An 18,104-nucleotide genomic window follows, 5' to 3' on the forward strand; every position below is an offset into this window, starting at 1 on the left:
CGGGTTAGACGCGCAAAAGCGTTGCGGTACGGGTGAACAGGGTTCCACCCGCGGCGAGCGGCAGCAATGCCGCTGCCACGCCGGTGAATTCGGCCGCGCGCACATCCGGGTAGGTCAGAATGCTCTCCAGCGCACGGGGTCCGGACAGCGCGTCATCGGTACACGCGTCGGCTCCGAGATCCAGGCGATGCCGCAGCAGCGGCACATCACCGATATCGGCATTCAGCTCACCGGACCAATAACCGTGATCCTCGCCGATGCGACCGACCTGCACCCGCTCCCGAAGCCGTAGCCGCGCACCGTCTTCCAGCCGAACGGTGCTGAGCGTCTCATGCTCGGCCCCGCCCGCGACCACGGTCGGCTCCGGATCGAAATCCAGTTCACCGCCCGCCGCCACCTCGACATGCCAGTGCGCGAACGACTTCGGAGTCGCTCTGCCCGGCAGCGCGATGGTGGCCGCCACCGAGCGCACCGATAGTCGCGCACCCGCGCCCACGGTGATTCGGATATCCAGCTCGTCACCGCCCAAAGGCGTTGCGGCCGTGCCGATCAGATGCACCGTATCCGGACCGGTGAGCCGCGCCGCCAGACCGCCCACCGCGTGAATCCGCGGCAGTCCCCCGGCGGTGGCATCGATCCGCAGTTCAGTGCGCACCGGATATCCATTCCCCGGCCGCTGTGCCGAACGCGACGCTCAGGGCCCCGGTCGCGGCGACCCCGGGCCCCGCGGCGTCCGCGCGCACCGCGAGGTCAGTGCGTGTGCGCGGCACCGGACTTCGCATCCTGTTCCGCGGCCAGGGCCAGCTGTTCGCGCACCCAGGTGAGCACCGGGGTGGCGGCCGGATCCTCGGTGAGGGAGGTGAAGACGAAGGGGCGGCCCTCGCGCACCTTGGTCGAATCACGGTCCATCACACCCAGATCCGCGCCGACCATGGGGGCCAGATCGGTCTTGTTGATGACCAGCAGATCGGACCAGGTGACGCCCGGGCCGCCCTTGCGCGGCACCTTATCGCCGCCCGCGACGTCCACCACGAAGATCTGGGCGTCGATCAGACCCGAGGAGAAGGTGGCGGTGAGATTGTCGCCGCCCGATTCCACCAGGATCAGATCCAGCGGCGGATTGGCCTCGATGAGGTCATCGATGGCATCGAGGTTCGCGGTGATGTCATCGCGAATGGCGGTGTGCGGGCAGCCGCCGGTCTGCACCGCGGTGATGCGCTCGTCCGGGAGCACCGCATTGCGGCGCAGGAAGTCGGCATCCTCGGTGGTGTAGATGTCATTGGTCAGCACGGCCAGGGACAGCTCATCGCGCAGCTGCCGGCACAGTGCGGCCACCAGCGCCGTCTTACCCGAACCGACCGGTCCGCCGACGCCGATCCGCACCGGTTCCCCCGGCGTGCGCTCGCGCTTGGGCCGATCGTGGTGCTCGTGCGGTTCCCCGTCGATGAAATGAGGTGGCATGTAGGTGTGCTCCTTTCCGGGCTTCATCCTGTCGGACGCACGTAAAGCGCTTGTTACCCGGCTCGATTCCGCAGGTCAGGACGCGAACAATGGCATATCGCGGGCCAGATGACGCTCGGCGAGCACATCCTGGAGCGGATCGGACAGCGCGACCAGCCCCTTGGTCGCCGACCGCGCGGTGCGATCGCAGACCTCACCGAGCCTGATGGTGCAGGCCGCCACGGCCGCCGGATCCAGGGCCAGCAATCGCTGCGCCGCCGTGGCCGCACCGGTCATGGTCGTGTAGACCACCACCCCGGCGATCTCCTCCGGTGACGCCCCGCAGACCGCGCCGACCACGCCGAACACCGTGGACAGATGCGGGCGCGGACCCAGCCCGCGCCAATCCGCCTGCGGCCAGACCTGTTTCGCCAGCCGCAGCAATCCGCGCCCCTGCGCCCGCGACGCCGTGCGCGCGGACGGCGACGGGGTCCGGGCATCGGCTTCGAGCTCGGCCCGAGCCGGATCGAGCGCACCCGCGCACACCGCGGCCGCCAGCGAGGCCGCCACCGCCCCCGAGGTCCGGATACGCCTGCGCAGATACAGCTCCACCGAGGCCACATCGCGCAGCAGACCCGAGGACACCGCTTCCTCCACACCGCCCGAATGCACATGCCCGCCGATGGGCAGCCGGGAGTCGGCCAGGGTCAATAGCGTGGCCAGACTCATCGCCGCACCTCCGGATATCGCATCGCCCGATCCTAAGCGGCGGCGCAGCGAGCACACGCTCCCGGCTCGATCCGCCGCGTCACGAGAGCCGAGTGCGAGATCGAAGGTCTTGACCTGAACCCCGGTCGAGGTTGCAAGCTTGGGCGCGCGACCAGCTTTCGATCTCCAGGAGTTCTCATGCACGCCATTCGCCTGCACGCCTTCGGCCCCGCCGAGAATCTCGAGTACACCGAAGTGCGGGATCCCGAGCCCGGACCCGGACAGGTGCGCATCGCGGTCGCCGCCTCGGGCGTACACCTCATCGACACCACGATCCGCAAGGGCGTGGCGATGGGACCGATCCAGCTGCCGGAACTGCCCACCATTCCGGGCCGGGAGATCGCGGGCATCGTGGACGCCATCGGATCCGTAGCCGACGAAAACTGGCTCGGGCGCAGGGTTGTCGCGCATATCGGCCAGGTCCCCGGCGGCTACGCCGAGTTCGTGGTCACCGAAGTCGAACGGCTACAGGAGATTCCGGCGGAGCTGGATCCGGCCGCGGCCGTGGCGATGATCGGCACCGGCCGAACCACCATGGGCATACTGCAATTCGCCGATATCTCCCCCGAATCCGTTGCGGTGGTACTGGCCGCGGCGGGCGGTATCGGCACCCTGCTCGTGCAATATCTGAAGAACGCCGGGGCGACCGTGATCGGCCTCGCGGGCGGTCCGGAGAAGGTGGATCTGGTGTCCCGCAACGGGGCCGATCTGGCCGTGGACTATCTGCTCCCCGACTGGCTGGATCGCATCCGAGCCGAATACGGCGACCGCCCCGCCACATTGCTGTTCGACGGCGTGGGCGGCGGTGTCAGCCGCACCGCGATCACCCTGCTGGCCAAGAGCGGCCAGTGGCTGACCTACGGTTTCGCCGCCGGACCGACCGGAATCACCGAAGCGGAACTGACGGACCTGGGCATCACCCCGGTCGCCACGCTCGGCCCGAAAATGTACGAACGAGCCGGAGGGATGCGCGCCCTCGAGGACCGGGCCCTCGCGGAAGCCGCCGCCGGACGCCTGGTCCCCGGCCTGCACCGCTTCCCCCTCGCCCAGGCGGCGGCTGCCCACCGCGCCCTCGAATCCCGGGCCACCACGGGCAAAGTCGTCCTCATCCCCTGACGATCACGCTCCGCGCGGGGCGGGTCAGTGCCGGAAACTGCGCTCCATGAAGCGCTGGGCCGCCCCGCGCCGGAGATCGGTCCACGCCTGTACGGGTCCGGTCCACCACGGGGAGATCTCGCGAGGACGGGAGACCACCGCGTGGGAGATGAGGTTGGCGGCCTCGTCCGCGGTCAGGCCGGGGACGCCGGTGAAGTCGGTGGGTGCGCTCATTCGGGTGTGCACCAGGGGCATGTAGATGGAGGTCGTCGTCACATCGTCGGCGGCGATTTCGGTTGCGACGGTGCGCAACCAGACATCGAAGGCGGCCTTCGACGCACCGTAGGCCGCCCAGCGCGGGGCCGGGGGCATGCGCAGACCCCAGGTGGAAATGTTCACGATATGGCCGTGGCGGCGCTCGCGCATACTGGGCAGCAGGGCCAGCAGCAGGCGAACCGGGCCGAGGTAATTGATATCGATGGTCCGGGTGAAATCGTGGAAGCGGTCATAGGATTCGTCGACGGGGCGGCGAATGGATTTGCCCGCGTTATTGATTACGACATCCACGTGACCGTGTTCGGCGAGCAGGGCCGCGCCGAGTTCGGCGGTGGCGTCCATTTCGGTGATATCGGCCTGGTACACATGCGCGATACCGCCGTCCGCGCGGATTTCCGCGGCCACCTTCTCCAGATCATCGAGCGTGCGCGCCACCAGCAGTACGGTCGCGCCCGCGGCCGCGAGTTTGCGGGCCGCGGCCTTGCCGATACCGTGTGACGCGCCGGTGATCAGAATGACCTGACCCGCCACGGCCTCGCGCAACGATTTCTCGCGCGGGCGGGTGGTCGGATAGAACAGCCTGGTCGCGACGCGTTCCGCGAAGGGACGGCCGTTCGATTCGGGCTGCTGCTGGGGGTCCGAGGTCGAGTTCTCACCCACGCCTCGACTCTAACCGCCCGACCGGTCCGCGACCGGAGTTGAGTGGAAATACCCAGGGCGCGAGGCACTTTGCCGTACCAGGATGGAGGCAGTGCACGGGGAGAGGACGGGGATGATGTCGGTACGGGAGCAGCGGGAAGGGCCGCCGGAGCGTATTTCGATAGCGGGCTGGGTCGCCCGAATAATCGCGGTAGTGGTGTTCGTCCCTGTGCGATTGCTGTGGGAGGGCTGCAAATTCGTGGGCCGCGCGATCGTCGCGGCGGCGGAGTTCTGCTTCGACAAGCTCATCGAGCCGCTGGCGAAACTGCTCTGGTACTGGCTGATTCGCCCGGCCTGGGCGTTCTGCAAGGATTTCCTCTGGGGCCTGCTGATCCATCAGCTGCTCTGGGGCATGATCCTGACCCCGCTCGGCGCGCTGATTCTCGACTTCCTGCTGCGCCCGCTGAAACGGGCGGTGGAGGAATGGCTGTGGCGGCGCATTCTGAAGCCCGGCCTGATCTGGCTGTGGGACAGCGTTATCGAACCGGTCGGCGACTGGATCGGCCGCTGGATTCTGGTGCCCGTCGCCAAAGCCGTGCTGTGGCTGGTCTATTCACTCGGCAAATGGCTGATCGTATGGCCGCTCCACCAGCTGTGGCGCTGGGTGCTGCGCCCGATCCTGCTGGCGCTCTCGGCCGCACTGCTCTTCGGCTGGCGGGTCGCCACCACCATTGTGCGAGTGCTGGTGGTGACGCCCTGCCGCTGGCTGTACCGCACGGTGCTGCGACCGATTCTCGCGGTGTGCGGCACGGTCTGGCGGGCCACGGTGGTCCGCCCGGTCCGCTTCCTCTATCTACGGGTGATCACACCGATGAACAAGGCCGCGGCCGAACTCATGACTTCACTTTTCGGCCACTGAGCACGGCGATCACCGCCATGATCGCGAGCAGGATCGCACCGGCCGTGGTGGCGACGTGCATACCGTGCACGAAGGAATCGCGGGCGGAGTCGATCAGCGCGGTATCGCCATTCGCATGGGTGAGGGTCTCCCCCAGCGTCGACCCGAAGTCACCGCCGGACCGGAAGACCAGCGCCGCAAGCGAACCCAGCAGCGCCAGACCCAGACCGTTGCCGAGTTCGAAACTGGTCTCGGAGATGCCGACCGCGGAACCGGCCCGCTCCGGCGGCACCGCGGCCACCGCTACCTCCGACACCAATGTGAACGCCATACCGAAACCCGCACCGGCGACCACGGTTCCGGCGATGTACCACCCGATACCCCCGTTGACGCCGATACCGAGCAACATAAGGTTGCCCGCCGCCGCCATGCTGAGCGCCAGCACGAACGCGGTCCGGGTGCCGAGCAGGCGGCCGATGCGCGCACCGCTCACCGAGCAGACGAACACCACGATGGCCATCGGAATACCCAGCAGCGCCGCGCCCAGGGCATCGCGCCCGGTCACCGATTGCAGGTACACGCTGGTCAGATAGCTCATACCGGCCAGTGCCAACATGCCGACGGTGCTGGAACCGATTGCGACGGAGAACAATCCATTGCGGAACAGACTCAGATCCAGCAGCGGTTCGGTCAGATGCCGCTGCCGTCGCACGAACGCGATCAGCAGCAGTACACCGATGACCCCGATACCGATCACCGGCAGATCGAAGCCCTCGGCCGCGAAATGCTTGACCGCGTACACGATCGGCAGAATGCCGCCGATGGACAGCACCACACTCGGCAAATCCAGGGGTCCGAGCGCGGCCGAACGATGCTCGGGCAGCAGCAGCGGCCCGAAGACCAGCAGCACCACCAGCACCGGGGTATTGATCAGGAAGACCGAGCCCCACCAGAAGTGGTGCAGCAGTACGCCGCCGATGATCGGCCCGACCGCCGACCCGCCCGCGAAGAACGCGGTCCAGACGCCGATGGCGGTCGCCCGCGCCCGCGCCTCCGGGAACATGGTGGAGATCAGCGCCAGGCTGGACGGCAGCAGGGTCGCGCCGCCGACGCCCATGAGCGCCCGCGCGGCGATGAGCACGCCCGCGCTCGGCGCGAAAGCCGCCAGCACCGAGGCCAATCCGAAGACGGTCGCGCCGACGAGCAGAATATTGCGCCGCCCGATGCGATCGCCGAGATTGCCCATGGTGATGAGCAGGCCCGCGATCATGAAGCCGTAGATATCGAGAATCCAGAGCTGCTGGGTGGCCGAGGGGTCCAGATGTTCGGTCAGGGTGGGCATGGCCAGATACAGCACGGACATGTCCATCGACACCAGCAGTACCGGCAGCAGTAGCACCGCGAGTCCGGCCCACGCGCGGCGCGGCGTGCGTACGACGGGACGCGCGAGAATGCTGGTCATCACCTATCCTCCGAGCTGATCAAGGGGCTTTACGAGAAGAGCGCGCGTACGTCGTACGCGCGGCCGGAGTACAGTGTACGCAGATCCGCGGCGGGAAGGAAAGAATTCATCCGATGACCGAGGCCAAGCTCACCCGGGCGGCGATCGTCGATACCGCCATCACCCTGGCCGACGAGTCCGGAATCGACGCCCTGTCCATGCGCCGGATCGCCGAGCGTATGGGCGCGGGAGCCATGTCGCTGTACCGGCACATCCCCAATAAGGACACGTTGCTCGCGGCCATGACCGATGAGGTCTCGCGTCGCAATCCGTACCCGCCACCCGGTCAAGAGGTCTGGACCTGGCGCGATCGCGTGCGCATCGCCGCCGAGGTGGATTGGCGGCTGTACCAGGAACATCCGTGGGTGCTGTTCACCTTCGCGGTCCCGCGCTACAACTTCGGCGAGAACAGCCTGGTCGTATTGAGCTGGCTGGTCGAGGGATTCAGCGAACTCGGCGTGAGCACCCGCGAGGCGACCCGCATGTCGCTGGCGGTCTGGAGCTATATCGCCGGGGTCGCGCTCCAGCATGTCAGTGCACGACTGCTCATCGACCGCGATTCCGAAACCGATGAACGGTCCGGTCTCACCGCACTTCTGGAGGGTGCGCCGCGCTGGCCCACCCCGCCCGCGCTCACCGATCTGATCGGCACCGGCGAAGACGATCTGCTGAACCCGGAGCAGCTCCTGGAATCCGGTCTGCGGGCGATCTGCGATGGTTTCGAGGCCAGAGCGCGACGGTAGCGCGGCGAATCAGCCTGTCCGGCACCATCCGCCGCGATGCATCGAGTGCAATCGTGCGGTCGGCGCGAATCCGCGCCCGCCGCTCACCCTTCCACGTCGCCGTCGAGGTAGACCCAGGCCCCGCCCTCGCGGCGGAACCGGCTGTGCTCACGCATTTCCCCCGCCGCACCGCCCGATCGATAGTGCGCGCGGAACTCCACGGTGGCCTCGGAATGAAACGGCCCGCCACCGGTCGTGGCGAGGATTTCGAGCCGCTCCCAGCGCAGACCGGGATCGAAATCGACATCGGCCGGGCGGGTCTCCGGATCCCAGCTGCGCAGCAGATACGCCTCATCCCGCACCGCGAAGGCGCTGTAGCGCGAGCGCATCAACTGTTCGGCCGTGGTCGCCGCCGCCTCGCCCCGATGCAGCCGCCCGCAGCAGTCCGCATAGCTCGCGGGCAGGCCGCAGGGACAGTCCACGGGGGCGGGACGGGGTTTTCCGCGCTTCGACATCCGAACATTCTGTCAGTAGAAGCTGCGACCGCCTTGACCGCCGGAGACCGACCACACCTCCACGATCTGCCCGTTCTCGGTGCGCAGGATGTCATTGCCGCTGAGCGCGACCGCGGTGCCGTCCGGGCGGGTGATGCGGGCACCGTAGGGCCGGGCGATCAATCCCGTTCGGGTGTCATCCATTTCGACCACCGGCACGCCCTGCACCTCGAATTCCAGACCGGGTCGCTCGGCCCGGAAGACCTCGATCTGCTTGGTGAAGGCCGCACGATCGTGGATGTCGTCGTATTCGACCGCACCCGGCTGGGCGTAGCGCAGCGTGAATTCGGGGGCCATGATCTCCTCGGCCAGGGCCAGATCACCGTTCCACATGGCGGTCCAGCGGTCGAACAGGTCGATGGCGAAGTCGCGCATGGTCAAGCTCCTCAATAGTATCTCTGATACGGTCTCACTGGAACGAACATATAGTCTCAGTGATACGGTGTCAACAGGAACCGAAGGAAAGGGGCTGCGCGATGGCCGAACTCGGCCAGCAGGACCACATAGTGCTGGGATTGATCGCCAGGCATGGACCGCTCACGCCCTATGAACTCAAGGCCAGGGTCGAGGAGAGCGTCGAATACTTCTGGCCCATCCCGCACGCGCAGCTCTATCGCATCCCGCCGCGCCTGGCCGAGCAGGGATTACTGCGCGAGGAGGCCGAGACCGAGGGCCGGCGCCGTCGCGTCTTCCATCTCACAGCGGCGGGGCGCGCCGAACTGTCGCGCTGGCTGGGTGATCCGGTGGCCGCGCCGCCCGAGACGCGCGATCCGGCGCAGGTGAAACTGTTCTTCGCCGATCTGGGGCAGCCGGAAGATGTTGTGGCGCTGGCGAATAAGCAGGCGGCCGAACATCGCCGATGGCTGGAGCTCTATCGGAAATTGCACGCCGAGATCGATCCGGCCGATAGCGAGCGGGCGGTCTCGCGGGGACGCATTCTGCAACTCGGCATCAAGCATGAGCGGGCGTACGTCGATTTCTGGGAGGATCTGGCCGCGCATCCGGACGATGCGCCGTAGCTAGCTCGGGTAGTCACCCTGCAGCATGATGGCCGCGAGCACGCCGACCGTGAGCGCCAGCAGGGCGATGGGGGCGATCAGAATCGCCAGACCACGCAGGCGTTCTCGGGTGCGGCTCGGATGTTCACTCATGCCATCGAACGTATTGATTCAAAATTCGACCGACAACCGAGTATTGGCAAATTCTCGGCATATCGGGTGAATCCGGCAGGAAACCGCCAGGTCACCCGATAGCCGTGAGCTGAGACACGCTCAGTCCTGATCGACCACCACGGCATAGGCGAAACCGTCCCAGCCCTTACCGCCCACGGTCTGCAGCACGGTGGCGTCCAATCGTGGTTCGGCGGCGAGCAATTCGATAACCTCGCGGCTGGCCCGCACCGCGGCATCGGACGAATCCGCGTGCGCGATACCGCCGTTGCGAACCACATTGTCGACGATGACGACCGATCCGGGCCGGGTCAGCCGCAGCGCCCACTGCACATAGTTGGCGTTGTTCACCTTGTCGGCGTCGATGAACACCAGATCGAACGGTTCCGGATTCTCCCCCGCGAGTACCGGCAGACTGTCCAGGGCCGCGCCGACCCGAATCTCCACGCGGTCACCGACTCCCGCGCGATCGAGGTTCTCCCGCGCCACCTCGGCGTGCTTGGGTTCGTATTCGAGGGTCAGCACCTGCCCCTCCTTACCGACCGCGCGCGCCAGCCAGGTCGTGCTGTAGCCACCGAGCGTTCCGATCTCCAGCACACGGCGCGCCCGCGACGACTTGGCGATGAGGTACAGGAATTTGCCCTGCGGCGGTGACACATCGATGGCGGGCAGCCCGGCGGCGGCATTCGCGCTCAGGGTCGCGGAATCCCCGTCTCCCACCAGGGTATCCACGAGATAGCGATCAACTTCGGCCCAGTCGGAAGTGGTCATATGGCCAGTCTGCCACGCGTTCCGACCGGGCCGCGGGGATTAATTCGGCCTGATCGCAGCCCTCAGAACAGGAAATACCGCTGTGCCATGGGCAGTTCGGTGGCGGGTTCCTCGGCCCACACCTCACCGTCGATGCGCACGGTGAAGGTATCGGGATCGACCTCGATGCGCGGCATGGCGTCATTGCGCGGCATATCGGCCTTCCCGCGCCTGCGGACATTGGCCACCGGCACCAGTTTCCGATTCACCCGCAGGCGATCGGCCAGACCGTCCTCGATGGCCTGTTCGGAGACGAAATGCAGCGAGGTACCCGCCGCCACCGCCGGGGACGCGCCGAACATGGGACGCGGCAGCACCGGCTGCGGGGTCGGAATGGAGGCATTGGCATCGCCCATGGCGGCCCAGGCGATGGTGCCGCCCTTGAGCACCGCGTGCGGGCGCACCCCGAAGAAGGCCGGTTCCCACAGCACCAGATCGGCGAGCTTGCCGACCTCGACCGATCCGATCTCATGATCGAGACCGTGCGCCACGGCCGGGCAGATCGTGTACTTGGCCACGTACCGCTGCACCCGATTGTTGTCCGCCGCACCATCTCCCGGCAGTGCGCCGCGCCGCCGCTTCATCACGTGCGCGGTCTGCCAGGTGCGCATGACGACCTCGCCGATGCGGCCCATGGCCTGGGCATCACTGCCGATCATGGAGATCGCGCCCATATCGTGCAGCAGATCCTCCGCCGCGATGGTGGAGGGCCGAATCCGGCTCTCCGCGAAGGCCAGATCCTCCGGAATGGAGGGGCTCAGGTGATGGCACACCATGAGCATGTCGAGATGCTCGTCGAGGGTGTTGACCGTATGCGGCCGAGTCGGATTGGTGGAGCTGGGCAGCACATTCGCGTACGCGGCGACGGTGATGATGTCGGGCGCGTGCCCGCCGCCCGCGCCTTCGGTGTGATACGAGTGGATGGCCCGTCCGCGAATCGCGGCCAGGGTGTCCTCGACGAATCCGGCCTCGTTCAAGGTGTCCGAATGCAGCGCCACCTGGACGCCCGAGGCATCGGCGACGGTGAGGCAGGCGTCGATGGCCGCCGGGGTGGTGCCCCAATCCTCATGCAGTTTGAAACCCGCCGCGCCGCCGCGCAATTGCTCCCACATGGCTTCCTGGCGCACGGTGTTGCCCTTGCCGAGCAGCACGATGTTCACCGGCCAGCCGTCGGTGGCCTCGAGCATGCGGCCCAGATGCCACGCACCGGGGGTGACGGTGGTGGCCTTGGAACCCTCGGCGGGTCCGGTACCGCCGCCGACCAGCGTGGTGATGCCGCTGCCGATGGCCTCGTCCAGGATCTGCGGGCAGATGAAGTGCACGTGGCAGTCGATGGCCCCGGCGGTGAGGATGCGGCCGTTGCCCGCGATGATCTCGGTGGAGGGTCCGACCACCAGATCCGGATGCACCCCGGTCATGGTGTCCGGGTTACCGGCCTTGCCGATGGCGCTGATACGGCCGTCGCGAATACCGATGTCGGCCTTGATGATTCCCCAGTGATCGATGATGACCACACCGGTGATGACGGTATCGGGGGTGCCCTCGGCGCGGGTGGCGCGGGCCTGGCCCATGGATTCGCGCAGCACCTTGCCGCCGCCGAAGACGGCCTCGTCACCGGCGAGTCCCGGTCCGCCGCTGCGGTCTTCGGTGATCTCGATGAGAAGGTCGGTGTCCGCCAGGCGGATTCGGTCGCCGGTGGTGGGCCCGAACAGCTGGGCGTAGCGGGCGCGGGAGAGTTCGGCCATCAGGCGTCCAGCTTTCCGGGAGGGGTCAGGCTGATGCCGTGCACTTCGCGGGTGCCGCCCAGCGGAACGAGCGAAACACGCTGGCCCAGACCGGGTTCGAAGCGTACGGCGGTACCGGCGGGAATATCGAGGCGGCGGCCGTGCGCGGCCTCGCGATCGAAGGCCAGCGCGGAGTTGGCCTGCGGGAAATGCACGTGGCTGCCGACCTGAACCGGCCGGTCGCCGGTGTTCACCACATCGACCTCGATGCGATCGGCTCCGGCATTGAGCTCGATAGTGCCTTCGGCACAGAGGAATTCACCAGGCACGAGCGGAGCTTGCGGAGCTCGCATTGGATTCAGCATGACTCAGCCGATCGGGTGGTGGACGGTGACGAGCTTGGTGCCGTCCGGGAAAGTCGCCTCAACCTGTACGTCGTGAATCATCTCCGGCACCCCCTCCATGACATCCGCGCGCGTGAGCACGGTCCGCCCCGAGGTCATCAATTCGGCGACGCTGCGCCCGTCCCGCGCCCCCTCGAGCACATGATCGACGATGAGCGCCACCGACTCCGGATGGTTCAGCTTGAGTCCGCGAGCCTGCCGCCGCCGGGCCAGCTCGGCCGCATAACTCAGCAGCAGGCGTTCCTGCTCGTGCGGCGACAGTCGCATTCGGGCTCCTCGGCGAACGGCGTGGCGGGTCGTCGGCCATTCTGACATGACCCGCGTTACCTGGATGTTTCGTCCGAGATCAGCCCTATCGCGCCGCGATTCAGCCCTGTGCGGCGAGGTTCTGCAGGCGCACCTGACCGCGCGCCACGGTCCGATCCTGTTCATCGGTGATCACCACGACCCACAGCTGCTGGGACCGCCCGCGATGAATCGGCGTGGCGACCCCGCGCAATACGCCCTCGCGCACCGCCCGCAGGAAGTCGGTGTTGTTGTTGACCCCGACCACGGTCCCGCGATCGCCCAGCCACACGCTGCCCGCGACGCTGGCCAGGGTTTCGATGACGGTGCAGTACACCCCGCCGTTCACGATTCCGGCGGGCTGATGCTGGCTCGGCGTCACAACCCATTCGGCCGCAACCCGATCCGGGCTCATCTCGGTCATCTTCAGCCCGAAGGTGTCGACGAAGGTGCCGGCGGCGAATTGGTTCATCAGCTCGGGAGTCACATCGGCCATGGACTTGATCGAGGAGAAGTCATCGGTCATGACCTCACACTCGCATGTCCGCCCGAAATACGAAGCGGCGGGCTCCCCTTGGATAGGGGAACCCGCCGCGGCAATGGACCGGGGGTCTCGGCAGCCCTCCGGACACTCACTCGGTCCCAACGCCGATTCCAAGTGTAGGTCAGGCTTACCTAACAAAGCAAGCCCTTCACTCGGTCCGGCCACTCCGCTGAATCTTGTCATTGACAACTTAACTTCCATTGTGGAATGTTGGTGGTATGCCAAAGATTCCGTGGATCGCGGTCGCCACCCCCGCCACCCCCGAGGTGCAGTGCATGGCCTCACGCCTGCAGGTCAAATCGCTGCGCGATGTGCCCGGCTTCCTGATCGCCTCGATGGCGCTGTGGCGGCAGGCCCGCCGCTCGCCCGGAGCGGTCGGCGTGGCCCTGGACGCCGAACTGTTCAAGGGCACCTTCTGGACCTATTCGGCCTGGACCGATAAGGCCGCCATCTACGCCTATGCGGGGGCGGAGCCGCATAAGTCGACCATCGAGCGCAAGCGAAAAGTCATGAAGGATGCCACTTTCACGTTCTTCAGCGCACCGGCCGCCGAGCTGCCGATGAGCTGGGATGAGGTCCGCACGCGGATCGCCGCGCAGGCCGAAGCCGACCGGTCGGCACACCGACCCGAGGAGTAACCGGGATTCGGCGGCGATCACTGCCACTATTGGCCGGGTGACCGAACTGCTGATCGTGAGCGTGACCGCGCTCCTGGTGATCGCCGCCTCGGCCGTAGCGGGTCCCCGGCTCGGGATCGCGTCCCCGCTGGTGCTGGTGGCGATCGGTGTCGTGGTGAGTTACCTGCCGATGTTCGCCGGAGCCCATATCGAGCCCGAGTGGATTCTCGAAGGGGTGCTGCCGCCGCTGCTGTACTCCTCGGCGGTCTCCATGCCCGCGATGAACTTCCGGCGCGAATTCGGCGCCATCAGTGGACTTTCCGTGGTGCTGGTGGTGGGCACGGCACTGGCGCTGGGCCTGTTCTTCATGATCGTCATCCCGGATGTGGGCTTCGCGTGGGGTGTGGCGCTGGGCGCGATCATCAGCCCGACCGATGCGGTGGCGACCTCGATCATCAAACAGACCTCGGTCTCCAAACGCGTGGTCGCGATGCTGGACGGCGAGAGTCTGCTCAATGACGCGACCGCGCTGGTGCTGCTGCGCACCGCGATCGTCGCCACGGCCGCGACCTTCTCGTTCTGGAGTTCGGTCGGCATGTTCGTGTACTCGGTGCTGGTGGCCGTCGTGATCGGCTGGTGCGTCGGGCGGCTCAATCTGATGATCCGCAAGCGCGTGACGGATTCGACGGTCAATACCGTCATCTCCTTCACGGTCCCGTTCGTCGCGTCGGTGCCCGCGGAGCTGCTGGGCGCATCGGGTCTGGTGGCGGCGGTGGTGGCCGGTCTCATTACGGGAATCCGTGCGCCACGGGATCTTTCGCCGCGCAACCGGCTCTCGGATTCGCAGAATTGGCGCACCATCGAACTCGTGCTGGAGGGCGCGGTCTTCCTGACCATGGGTCTGCAGATCCGCACCATCGTCGCCAAGGTGCACGACGATCACGGCGGAGTCGGCACGGCCGTGCTGATCGCGGCGGGCGCGCTGATCTTGACGCTCGCGGTGCGCGCGGCGTTCGTCGCCCCGCTGTTGCGCGTGCTGTCGAGCAGCGTCCGCCGCGGTGAACAACTGCAGCCCCGGCTGGAGAGCATGCAGGAGAAGATGAGCACCGATGCGGGCAAGCAGGAAATGCTGTCCCGGTCGACCAGCCGGCGCACACTCTCCGAGCACGATATCGACCGCCTCGCCCGGCGAGTCACCAAGGGGCTGGCCAATATCGAGTACTTCCTGCGCGAACCGCTCGGCCCCCGCGAGGGCGCGGCGGTCGTCTGGGCGGGGATGCGCGGCGCGGTGACCGTGGCCGCCGCGCAGACCCTGCCCGAGGACACCCCGCAGCGTTCGGTACTGGTGCTCATCGCGTTCGCGGTCGCGCTCATGTCACTGGTCGTGCAGGGCGGCACCATCGGGCCGCTGTTGCGGATCCTGCCCGCCGATACCGATCCGGGCGAGTCCGAGGAGCAGACCCAGACCGAACTGACCCGGATCATGGAAATGCTGCGCGAGAGCGCGCAGACGGTGCCCGAACCGCCGCATCCCGACGGTGAGCCCAGCCGGGAGACCTTCGAAACCTCGCGCGACCATCGCCTCGCCGTCATTTCCGCCCAGCGCTCCGCACTGCTGGACGCCCGCGATAACGGCACCTTCGACGCGGATGTGCTCGCGAACGCACTGGCCAATCTCGACGCCACGGAGATCGCGATCGAGCTGCGCGGCACGCTCACCGGCTGAACGCGCCCAGGGTGTCCGCTGGGACAATCGGGCACCGGGGAGTTTGAACGGCTGGACAAGAACCGCTGGTACGTGGCGTACGACTATCGAATGGTCCACGTTCCAACTGTTCTTAAGGATCCGTTCCCATGAAGAAGAATCTCGTCACCATCGCCGGCACCGGAGTCATCGCCCTGGCCGCGCCCGCGCTCATTCTCGCGGCGGGCACGGGTACCGCGAGTGCGGCGACCGTGACTCCCCCGGCTCCCGCCGCACAGCAGCAGCCGTCGAATCCGATCGCGAGCGGTGCGGCGGTCGGCGCGGGTATCGGAGCCGGTGTCGGTGCGGTCGGCGGCGGCATTGTCGGCGGGGTCGCCGGGCTGCCGGTGGGTCTGGCCGGAGCCGCGATCGGCGTGCCGATCGGTGCGGCCACGGGCGCTGCCATCGGCGGCGTGATCGGCCTGCCCGCGGTCCCGCTCGAAGGGGTCACCGTTCCGGGTGGCGCCATCACCGGCGGATTGGTCGGCGGCGCACTGGGTTTCGCGGCCGGTGAGGCGGTACCGGTGGCGGTCGGCGCGGGTGTCGGCGCGGCGATCGGTACCGGTGTGGGTGCGGGCATCGGTGCGGCGGTGGGCGCGACGAACCCGAACGCGGTACCGAATGTGGTGCACTGACCGCATCCGCGACGGCTACCCGGGATCGCGGACCGCGATCACCGGAGGCCGCGCCGCAGGCGTAACAGCCGAAGTTCCAACTGCGCCAGCAATATCGCGTCCGCGTCCTGCAGATCCAGTCCGCTGACCTCCTGCACCTTGCGGAGGCGATATCGCAGCGTATTGATGTGCACATGCAGCCGGGCCGCCGCCGCGTCCAGCACGCCGCCCGATTCGAAATACGCGGACAGCGATTCCAGCAGTTGCCCGTTCGTGCCCTGTTCATCGGCCAGCACGCGCAGCGGGCCCGAGAACGGCGGCAGGTCAAGCGAATCCGCGTAGTCGGCGAGGCGGCCGAGCAGCATCGGCAGCGCCACATCCGCCAATCGCGCACTCGCGGAGCCGGGTTCGCGCAGCATGGCGGACAGGATCGCATCGGCCTGCGCCCGCGCCACGGCGACCCGCGACACCGCCGCGATCGCGGGGGCGACGGCAATGCGATAGTCGGTGCCGTCGAGCGAGCGGCGCAGGAAATCATCTGCCAGCGAACGAGTTTCGGTGGCGGCGGCATCGTCGTCGAGTCCCGGCCAGCCCAGTAGCGCGTAGAGCACGCCGTCATTGCGCAGCACCACGCTGGATGGATGGACGGCGCTGAGATAGTGCTCGAAGAGGCTGTCGACTCTCCGCCGATCCGCGATCAGCGAACCGTCTCCCCTACCCGGCGCATCGCGCGGATCCTCCGCGCCGATCGCCAGCACCACCAGCGGTCCGGGCGTCAATCCGAGCCGATTCGCCGCGATCACCGCTCCCGGCCCACCCGCGAAGATGGTCTCGCCCAGTTCACGGCGCTGCTGCCGGATGGCCGAGGGCGGATTCATGGTCAGCTGTGCGAGCTGCAATGCCACGATGCGCGTCAGGTAGCGCAATTGCCCGGCGGTTTCCGCCGATAGCGGCTCATGCACCACGATCCAGATGTAACCAAGGATGACGCCGCCGCTGCGCACCGCGATCGCGACCCGGGGCATCGGCTGACCGTCGATCGAATGCGCGGGCACGAATACCGGATCCGGGGACTTCGCGATTTCGGCGAGCACGCCCTCCTCGGCGAGCAGTCGCACCCAGCCCGGCCGGACCGATCGCACCAGAATCGATTCGACGCGCAGTCCATCGGCCCCCTGCTGTCCGGTCGACCAGGCCAGCACCTCGGAGGTTTCGGATTCGATGGTGACCGGTCCACCGACCAGGGTGCTGATCGAATCCGCCAGTGCGAAAAGCTCATTCGCCGCCGAACCGTCGGCGGCGGGCTGCGATCGAACGCGGTCGATGAGCCGCTGGCGCAGGCATACCGCCAAATCCAGCCAGGACATATCCTCGCGCACCCAGACCACCGCGATATCGGCGGCCAGATCCGCGGCGATCTTCGCGGCCGTCCCCTTGACGACCACCCCGGCGACGCCATCGCGTTCGCCGGCGGCCAGCAGCGCGCGCACCCGGTCCTCATCGTCCACCCCGACGGCCAGGACCAGCGCACCCGGCTCGACGAGCGAATCGGCCGAGTCGAATAGTTCGATACTCGTCACCGGGCGATCCGCCGAACCATTCGCTTCGAGCAGTCGCGCGATATCGTCGTCGAATCCAGCGACGATATGCCGAACGGTAGCCACGACACCATTCATAGTTCCGAAGGTAACCGCTTATTGCCAAATACCGCACGCGTACCGGTAGTGAAAAAGTAGACACCGGCGGGCGGTGCGCGGACTGTCGGCGCGAACAAATACCGGCTTTCACCCTTGATCACCGGGACAAGACCGGCCACCCCCGAGCCCGGAAGCATCACGGTATGACGTTCACCGGATCATGGCTCCGCAGGCAGTGGCCGACCCTCGTAATCCTCACCGTCGCGGGTCTGGCCGCATCGATCTACGGCGTATTCGCACCCGTGCATCCGGCGCGTAAGCACGGTTCCATCGATCTCGTCGTGCGGCCGGAGCGCATAGCGAACGGCTGGCTCGTCTATCGCACCCCGGATCGGGCCGATGCCGCTCACCGCAACCGTGTGATCGACTGGGCGACAATGATTTCCGGCGATGCGGCCATCGTATGCACTCCGGATTGCGCACACCTGGCCGATAGCGCCTACCGCGGCCCCTGCACGCTGGACCACCTTCGCGCCGATATGGCCCGGCCGAACTCCATGCCGGACATGACAATCCACCTGGAGGACGGACTGGTGACGAGAATCGTGGAACTCCCGCACCGATGCGCCCGTCCAGGAAGATAGCTAATCAATTGCCATAAGT

General features: G+C 67.2%; 22 protein-coding genes. 8 read left to right on the forward strand and 14 right to left on the reverse strand.

Translation table 11 applies throughout. The features are described 5' to 3' along the window. Nucleotides 1-4 precede the first annotated feature (4 nt). The 3 genes from ACFC0O_RS41105 to ACFC0O_RS41115 all read right to left on the reverse strand — a co-directional run bounded on the left by ACFC0O_RS41105 (nt 5) and on the right by ACFC0O_RS41115 (nt 2,169). Nucleotides 5-655: an urease accessory protein UreD gene (locus ACFC0O_RS41105; RefSeq protein WP_375967657.1), complete on the reverse strand. Its 651-nt coding sequence runs from the start codon at nt 653-655 to the stop codon at nt 5-7. 95 nt (nt 656-750) lie between these two features. Next, nucleotides 751-1,461, reverse strand: coding sequence for an urease accessory protein UreG (gene ureG / locus ACFC0O_RS41110; protein WP_375967658.1), 711 nt, complete (start codon nt 1,459-1,461; stop codon nt 751-753). Nucleotides 1,462-1,536: 75 nt separating this feature from the next. Beyond that, nucleotides 1,537-2,169, reverse strand: a complete 633-nt coding sequence (locus ACFC0O_RS41115) for an urease accessory UreF family protein (RefSeq protein ID WP_364633802.1) — start codon at nt 2,167-2,169, stop codon at nt 1,537-1,539. Between the two features lie 177 nt (nt 2,170-2,346). Between ACFC0O_RS41115 and ACFC0O_RS41120 the strand changes: the two genes are divergently transcribed. Then, entirely contained in the window at nt 2,347-3,324 is a 978-nt protein-coding gene (locus ACFC0O_RS41120; RefSeq protein WP_375967659.1) for a zinc-binding dehydrogenase, read from the forward strand. A 24-nt stretch (nt 3,325-3,348) separates the two neighbouring features. Here ACFC0O_RS41120 and ACFC0O_RS41125 read toward each other — a convergent pair whose 3' ends face one another. Next, on the reverse strand, nt 3,349-4,239 hold the full coding sequence (locus ACFC0O_RS41125) for an SDR family NAD(P)-dependent oxidoreductase (RefSeq protein ID WP_375967661.1): 891 nt from the start codon (nt 4,237-4,239) through the stop codon (nt 3,349-3,351). A 193-nt stretch (nt 4,240-4,432) separates the two neighbouring features. Between ACFC0O_RS41125 and ACFC0O_RS41130 the strand changes: the two genes are divergently transcribed. Next, a complete protein-coding gene (locus ACFC0O_RS41130; RefSeq protein WP_375967662.1) occupies nt 4,433-5,137 on the forward strand; it encodes a hypothetical protein in 705 nt (234 codons plus the stop codon). On the opposite strand, the gene ACFC0O_RS41135 is transcribed toward ACFC0O_RS41130, so the two are convergent. Next, nucleotides 5,112-6,578: an MFS transporter gene (locus ACFC0O_RS41135; RefSeq protein WP_375967663.1), complete on the reverse strand. Its 1,467-nt coding sequence runs from the start codon at nt 6,576-6,578 to the stop codon at nt 5,112-5,114. The two genes, ACFC0O_RS41130 and ACFC0O_RS41135, sit on opposite strands and share 26 nt — an antisense overlap. A 113-nt stretch (nt 6,579-6,691) precedes the next feature. Between ACFC0O_RS41135 and ACFC0O_RS41140 the strand changes: the two genes are divergently transcribed. Further along, the gene (locus ACFC0O_RS41140) at nt 6,692-7,360 is read left to right on the forward strand and encodes a TetR/AcrR family transcriptional regulator (RefSeq protein ID WP_375967664.1); all 669 of its coding nucleotides are present in this window, start codon (nt 6,692-6,694) and stop codon (nt 7,358-7,360) included. Between the two features lie 83 nt (nt 7,361-7,443). Here ACFC0O_RS41140 and ACFC0O_RS41145 read toward each other — a convergent pair whose 3' ends face one another. Together ACFC0O_RS41145 and ACFC0O_RS41150 are read right to left on the reverse strand one after the other, a co-directional pair. Then, complete coding sequence (locus tag ACFC0O_RS41145) at nt 7,444-7,854, reverse strand: YchJ family protein (protein ID WP_375967665.1); 411 nt, start codon at nt 7,852-7,854, stop codon at nt 7,444-7,446. Nucleotides 7,855-7,866: 12 nt separating this feature from the next. Continuing rightward, nucleotides 7,867-8,268, reverse strand: coding sequence for a nuclear transport factor 2 family protein (locus ACFC0O_RS41150; RefSeq protein ID WP_375967666.1), 402 nt, complete (start codon nt 8,266-8,268; stop codon nt 7,867-7,869). A 101-nt stretch (nt 8,269-8,369) separates the two neighbouring features. Here ACFC0O_RS41150 and ACFC0O_RS41155 point away from each other — a divergent pair, with 101 nt between their 5' ends. Further along, the gene (locus ACFC0O_RS41155) at nt 8,370-8,912 is read left to right on the forward strand and encodes a PadR family transcriptional regulator (RefSeq protein ID WP_375967667.1); all 543 of its coding nucleotides are present in this window, start codon (nt 8,370-8,372) and stop codon (nt 8,910-8,912) included. Here the strand turns inward: ACFC0O_RS41155 and ACFC0O_RS41160 are convergent, their stop codons facing one another. From ACFC0O_RS41160 to ACFC0O_RS41185, 6 genes are all read right to left on the reverse strand, one after another. Beyond that, nucleotides 8,913-9,044: a hypothetical protein gene (locus ACFC0O_RS41160; protein WP_364633785.1), complete on the reverse strand. Its 132-nt coding sequence runs from the start codon at nt 9,042-9,044 to the stop codon at nt 8,913-8,915. It lies immediately after the preceding gene. Nucleotides 9,045-9,164: 120 nt separating this feature from the next. Then, nucleotides 9,165-9,833 (reverse strand): O-methyltransferase, encoded by a 669-nt coding sequence (locus tag ACFC0O_RS41165; protein ID WP_375967668.1) that lies wholly within the window; start codon nt 9,831-9,833, stop codon nt 9,165-9,167. 62 nt (nt 9,834-9,895) lie between these two features. After that, nucleotides 9,896-11,617: an urease subunit alpha gene (locus ACFC0O_RS41170; protein ID WP_375967669.1), complete on the reverse strand. Its 1,722-nt coding sequence runs from the start codon at nt 11,615-11,617 to the stop codon at nt 9,896-9,898. Beyond that, nucleotides 11,617-11,949: an urease subunit beta gene (locus ACFC0O_RS41175; protein WP_375967671.1), complete on the reverse strand. Its 333-nt coding sequence runs from the start codon at nt 11,947-11,949 to the stop codon at nt 11,617-11,619. Before ACFC0O_RS41175 ends, ACFC0O_RS41170 begins: the two co-directional genes overlap by 1 nt. Before the next feature lie 15 nt (nt 11,950-11,964). Then, complete coding sequence (locus ACFC0O_RS41180) at nt 11,965-12,267, reverse strand: urease subunit gamma (RefSeq protein WP_364633777.1); 303 nt, start codon at nt 12,265-12,267, stop codon at nt 11,965-11,967. A 100-nt stretch (nt 12,268-12,367) separates the two neighbouring features. Beyond that, entirely contained in the window at nt 12,368-12,781 is a 414-nt protein-coding gene (locus ACFC0O_RS41185; RefSeq protein WP_364635979.1) for a PaaI family thioesterase, read from the reverse strand. Nucleotides 12,782-13,047: 266 nt separating this feature from the next. Here ACFC0O_RS41185 and ACFC0O_RS41190 point away from each other — a divergent pair, with 266 nt between their 5' ends. From ACFC0O_RS41190 to ACFC0O_RS41200, 3 genes are all read left to right on the forward strand, one after another. After that, nucleotides 13,048-13,467 carry a hypothetical protein gene (locus ACFC0O_RS41190; protein WP_375967673.1) on the forward strand — a complete coding sequence of 140 codons (420 nt, stop codon included), beginning with the start codon at nt 13,048-13,050 and terminating at the stop codon, nt 13,465-13,467. Between the two features lie 37 nt (nt 13,468-13,504). Further along, on the forward strand, nt 13,505-15,172 hold the full coding sequence (locus ACFC0O_RS41195; RefSeq protein ID WP_375967675.1) for a cation:proton antiporter: 1,668 nt from the start codon (nt 13,505-13,507) through the stop codon (nt 15,170-15,172). Nucleotides 15,173-15,300: 128 nt separating this feature from the next. Then, a complete protein-coding gene (locus ACFC0O_RS41200; protein ID WP_375967677.1) occupies nt 15,301-15,825 on the forward strand; it encodes a hypothetical protein in 525 nt (174 codons plus the stop codon). Nucleotides 15,826-15,863: 38 nt separating this feature from the next. On the opposite strand, the gene ACFC0O_RS41205 is transcribed toward ACFC0O_RS41200, so the two are convergent. Continuing rightward, nucleotides 15,864-17,468, reverse strand: a complete 1,605-nt coding sequence (locus ACFC0O_RS41205; RefSeq protein ID WP_375967679.1) for a PucR family transcriptional regulator — start codon at nt 17,466-17,468, stop codon at nt 15,864-15,866. 176 nt (nt 17,469-17,644) lie between these two features. Here ACFC0O_RS41205 and ACFC0O_RS41210 point away from each other — a divergent pair, with 176 nt between their 5' ends. Further along, the gene (locus tag ACFC0O_RS41210) at nt 17,645-18,085 is read left to right on the forward strand and encodes a hypothetical protein (RefSeq protein WP_375967681.1); all 441 of its coding nucleotides are present in this window, start codon (nt 17,645-17,647) and stop codon (nt 18,083-18,085) included. The last annotated feature ends 19 nt before the right edge of the window (nt 18,086-18,104 follow it).

The sequence above is a fragment of the Nocardia sp. NPDC056100 genome (genome assembly GCF_042266325.1).
Classification (GTDB): Bacteria; Actinomycetota; Actinomycetes; order Mycobacteriales; family Mycobacteriaceae; genus Nocardia.

What these genes read in the sequence shown, in the direction of transcription:
- ACFC0O_RS41155 (WP_375967667.1), top strand. Translation starts at nt 8,370, where the DNA reads ATGGCCGAACTCGGCCAGCAGGACCACATAGTGCTGGGATTGATCGCC.
- ACFC0O_RS41190 (WP_375967673.1), top strand. Translation starts at nt 13,048, where the DNA reads ATGCCAAAGATTCCGTGGATCGCGGTCGCCACCCCCGCCACCCCCGAG.
- ureG (WP_375967658.1), bottom strand. Translation starts at nt 1,461, where the DNA reads ATGCCACCTCATTTCATCGACGGGGAACCGCACGAGCACCACGATCGG.
- ACFC0O_RS41135 (WP_375967663.1), bottom strand. Translation starts at nt 6,578, where the DNA reads ATGACCAGCATTCTCGCGCGTCCCGTCGTACGCACGCCGCGCCGCGCG.
- ACFC0O_RS41165 (WP_375967668.1), bottom strand. Translation starts at nt 9,833, where the DNA reads ATGACCACTTCCGACTGGGCCGAAGTTGATCGCTATCTCGTGGATACC.
- ACFC0O_RS41150 (WP_375967666.1), bottom strand. Translation starts at nt 8,268, where the DNA reads ATGCGCGACTTCGCCATCGACCTGTTCGACCGCTGGACCGCCATGTGG.
- ACFC0O_RS41160 (WP_364633785.1), bottom strand. Translation starts at nt 9,044, where the DNA reads ATGAGTGAACATCCGAGCCGCACCCGAGAACGCCTGCGTGGTCTGGCG.
- ACFC0O_RS41175 (WP_375967671.1), bottom strand. Translation starts at nt 11,949, where the DNA reads ATGCGAGCTCCGCAAGCTCCGCTCGTGCCTGGTGAATTCCTCTGTGCC.
- ACFC0O_RS41170 (WP_375967669.1), bottom strand. Translation starts at nt 11,617, where the DNA reads ATGGCCGAACTCTCCCGCGCCCGCTACGCCCAGCTGTTCGGGCCCACC.
- ACFC0O_RS41140 (WP_375967664.1), top strand. Translation starts at nt 6,692, where the DNA reads ATGACCGAGGCCAAGCTCACCCGGGCGGCGATCGTCGATACCGCCATC.
- ACFC0O_RS41145 (WP_375967665.1), bottom strand. Translation starts at nt 7,854, where the DNA reads ATGTCGAAGCGCGGAAAACCCCGTCCCGCCCCCGTGGACTGTCCCTGC.
- ACFC0O_RS41115 (WP_364633802.1), bottom strand. Translation starts at nt 2,169, where the DNA reads ATGAGTCTGGCCACGCTATTGACCCTGGCCGACTCCCGGCTGCCCATC.
- ACFC0O_RS41180 (WP_364633777.1), bottom strand. Translation starts at nt 12,267, where the DNA reads ATGCGACTGTCGCCGCACGAGCAGGAACGCCTGCTGCTGAGTTATGCG.
- ACFC0O_RS41210 (WP_375967681.1), top strand. Translation starts at nt 17,645, where the DNA reads ATGACGTTCACCGGATCATGGCTCCGCAGGCAGTGGCCGACCCTCGTA.
- ACFC0O_RS41200 (WP_375967677.1), top strand. Translation starts at nt 15,301, where the DNA reads ATGAAGAAGAATCTCGTCACCATCGCCGGCACCGGAGTCATCGCCCTG.
- ACFC0O_RS41120 (WP_375967659.1), top strand. Translation starts at nt 2,347, where the DNA reads ATGCACGCCATTCGCCTGCACGCCTTCGGCCCCGCCGAGAATCTCGAG.
- ACFC0O_RS41185 (WP_364635979.1), bottom strand. Translation starts at nt 12,781, where the DNA reads ATGGCCGATGTGACTCCCGAGCTGATGAACCAATTCGCCGCCGGCACC.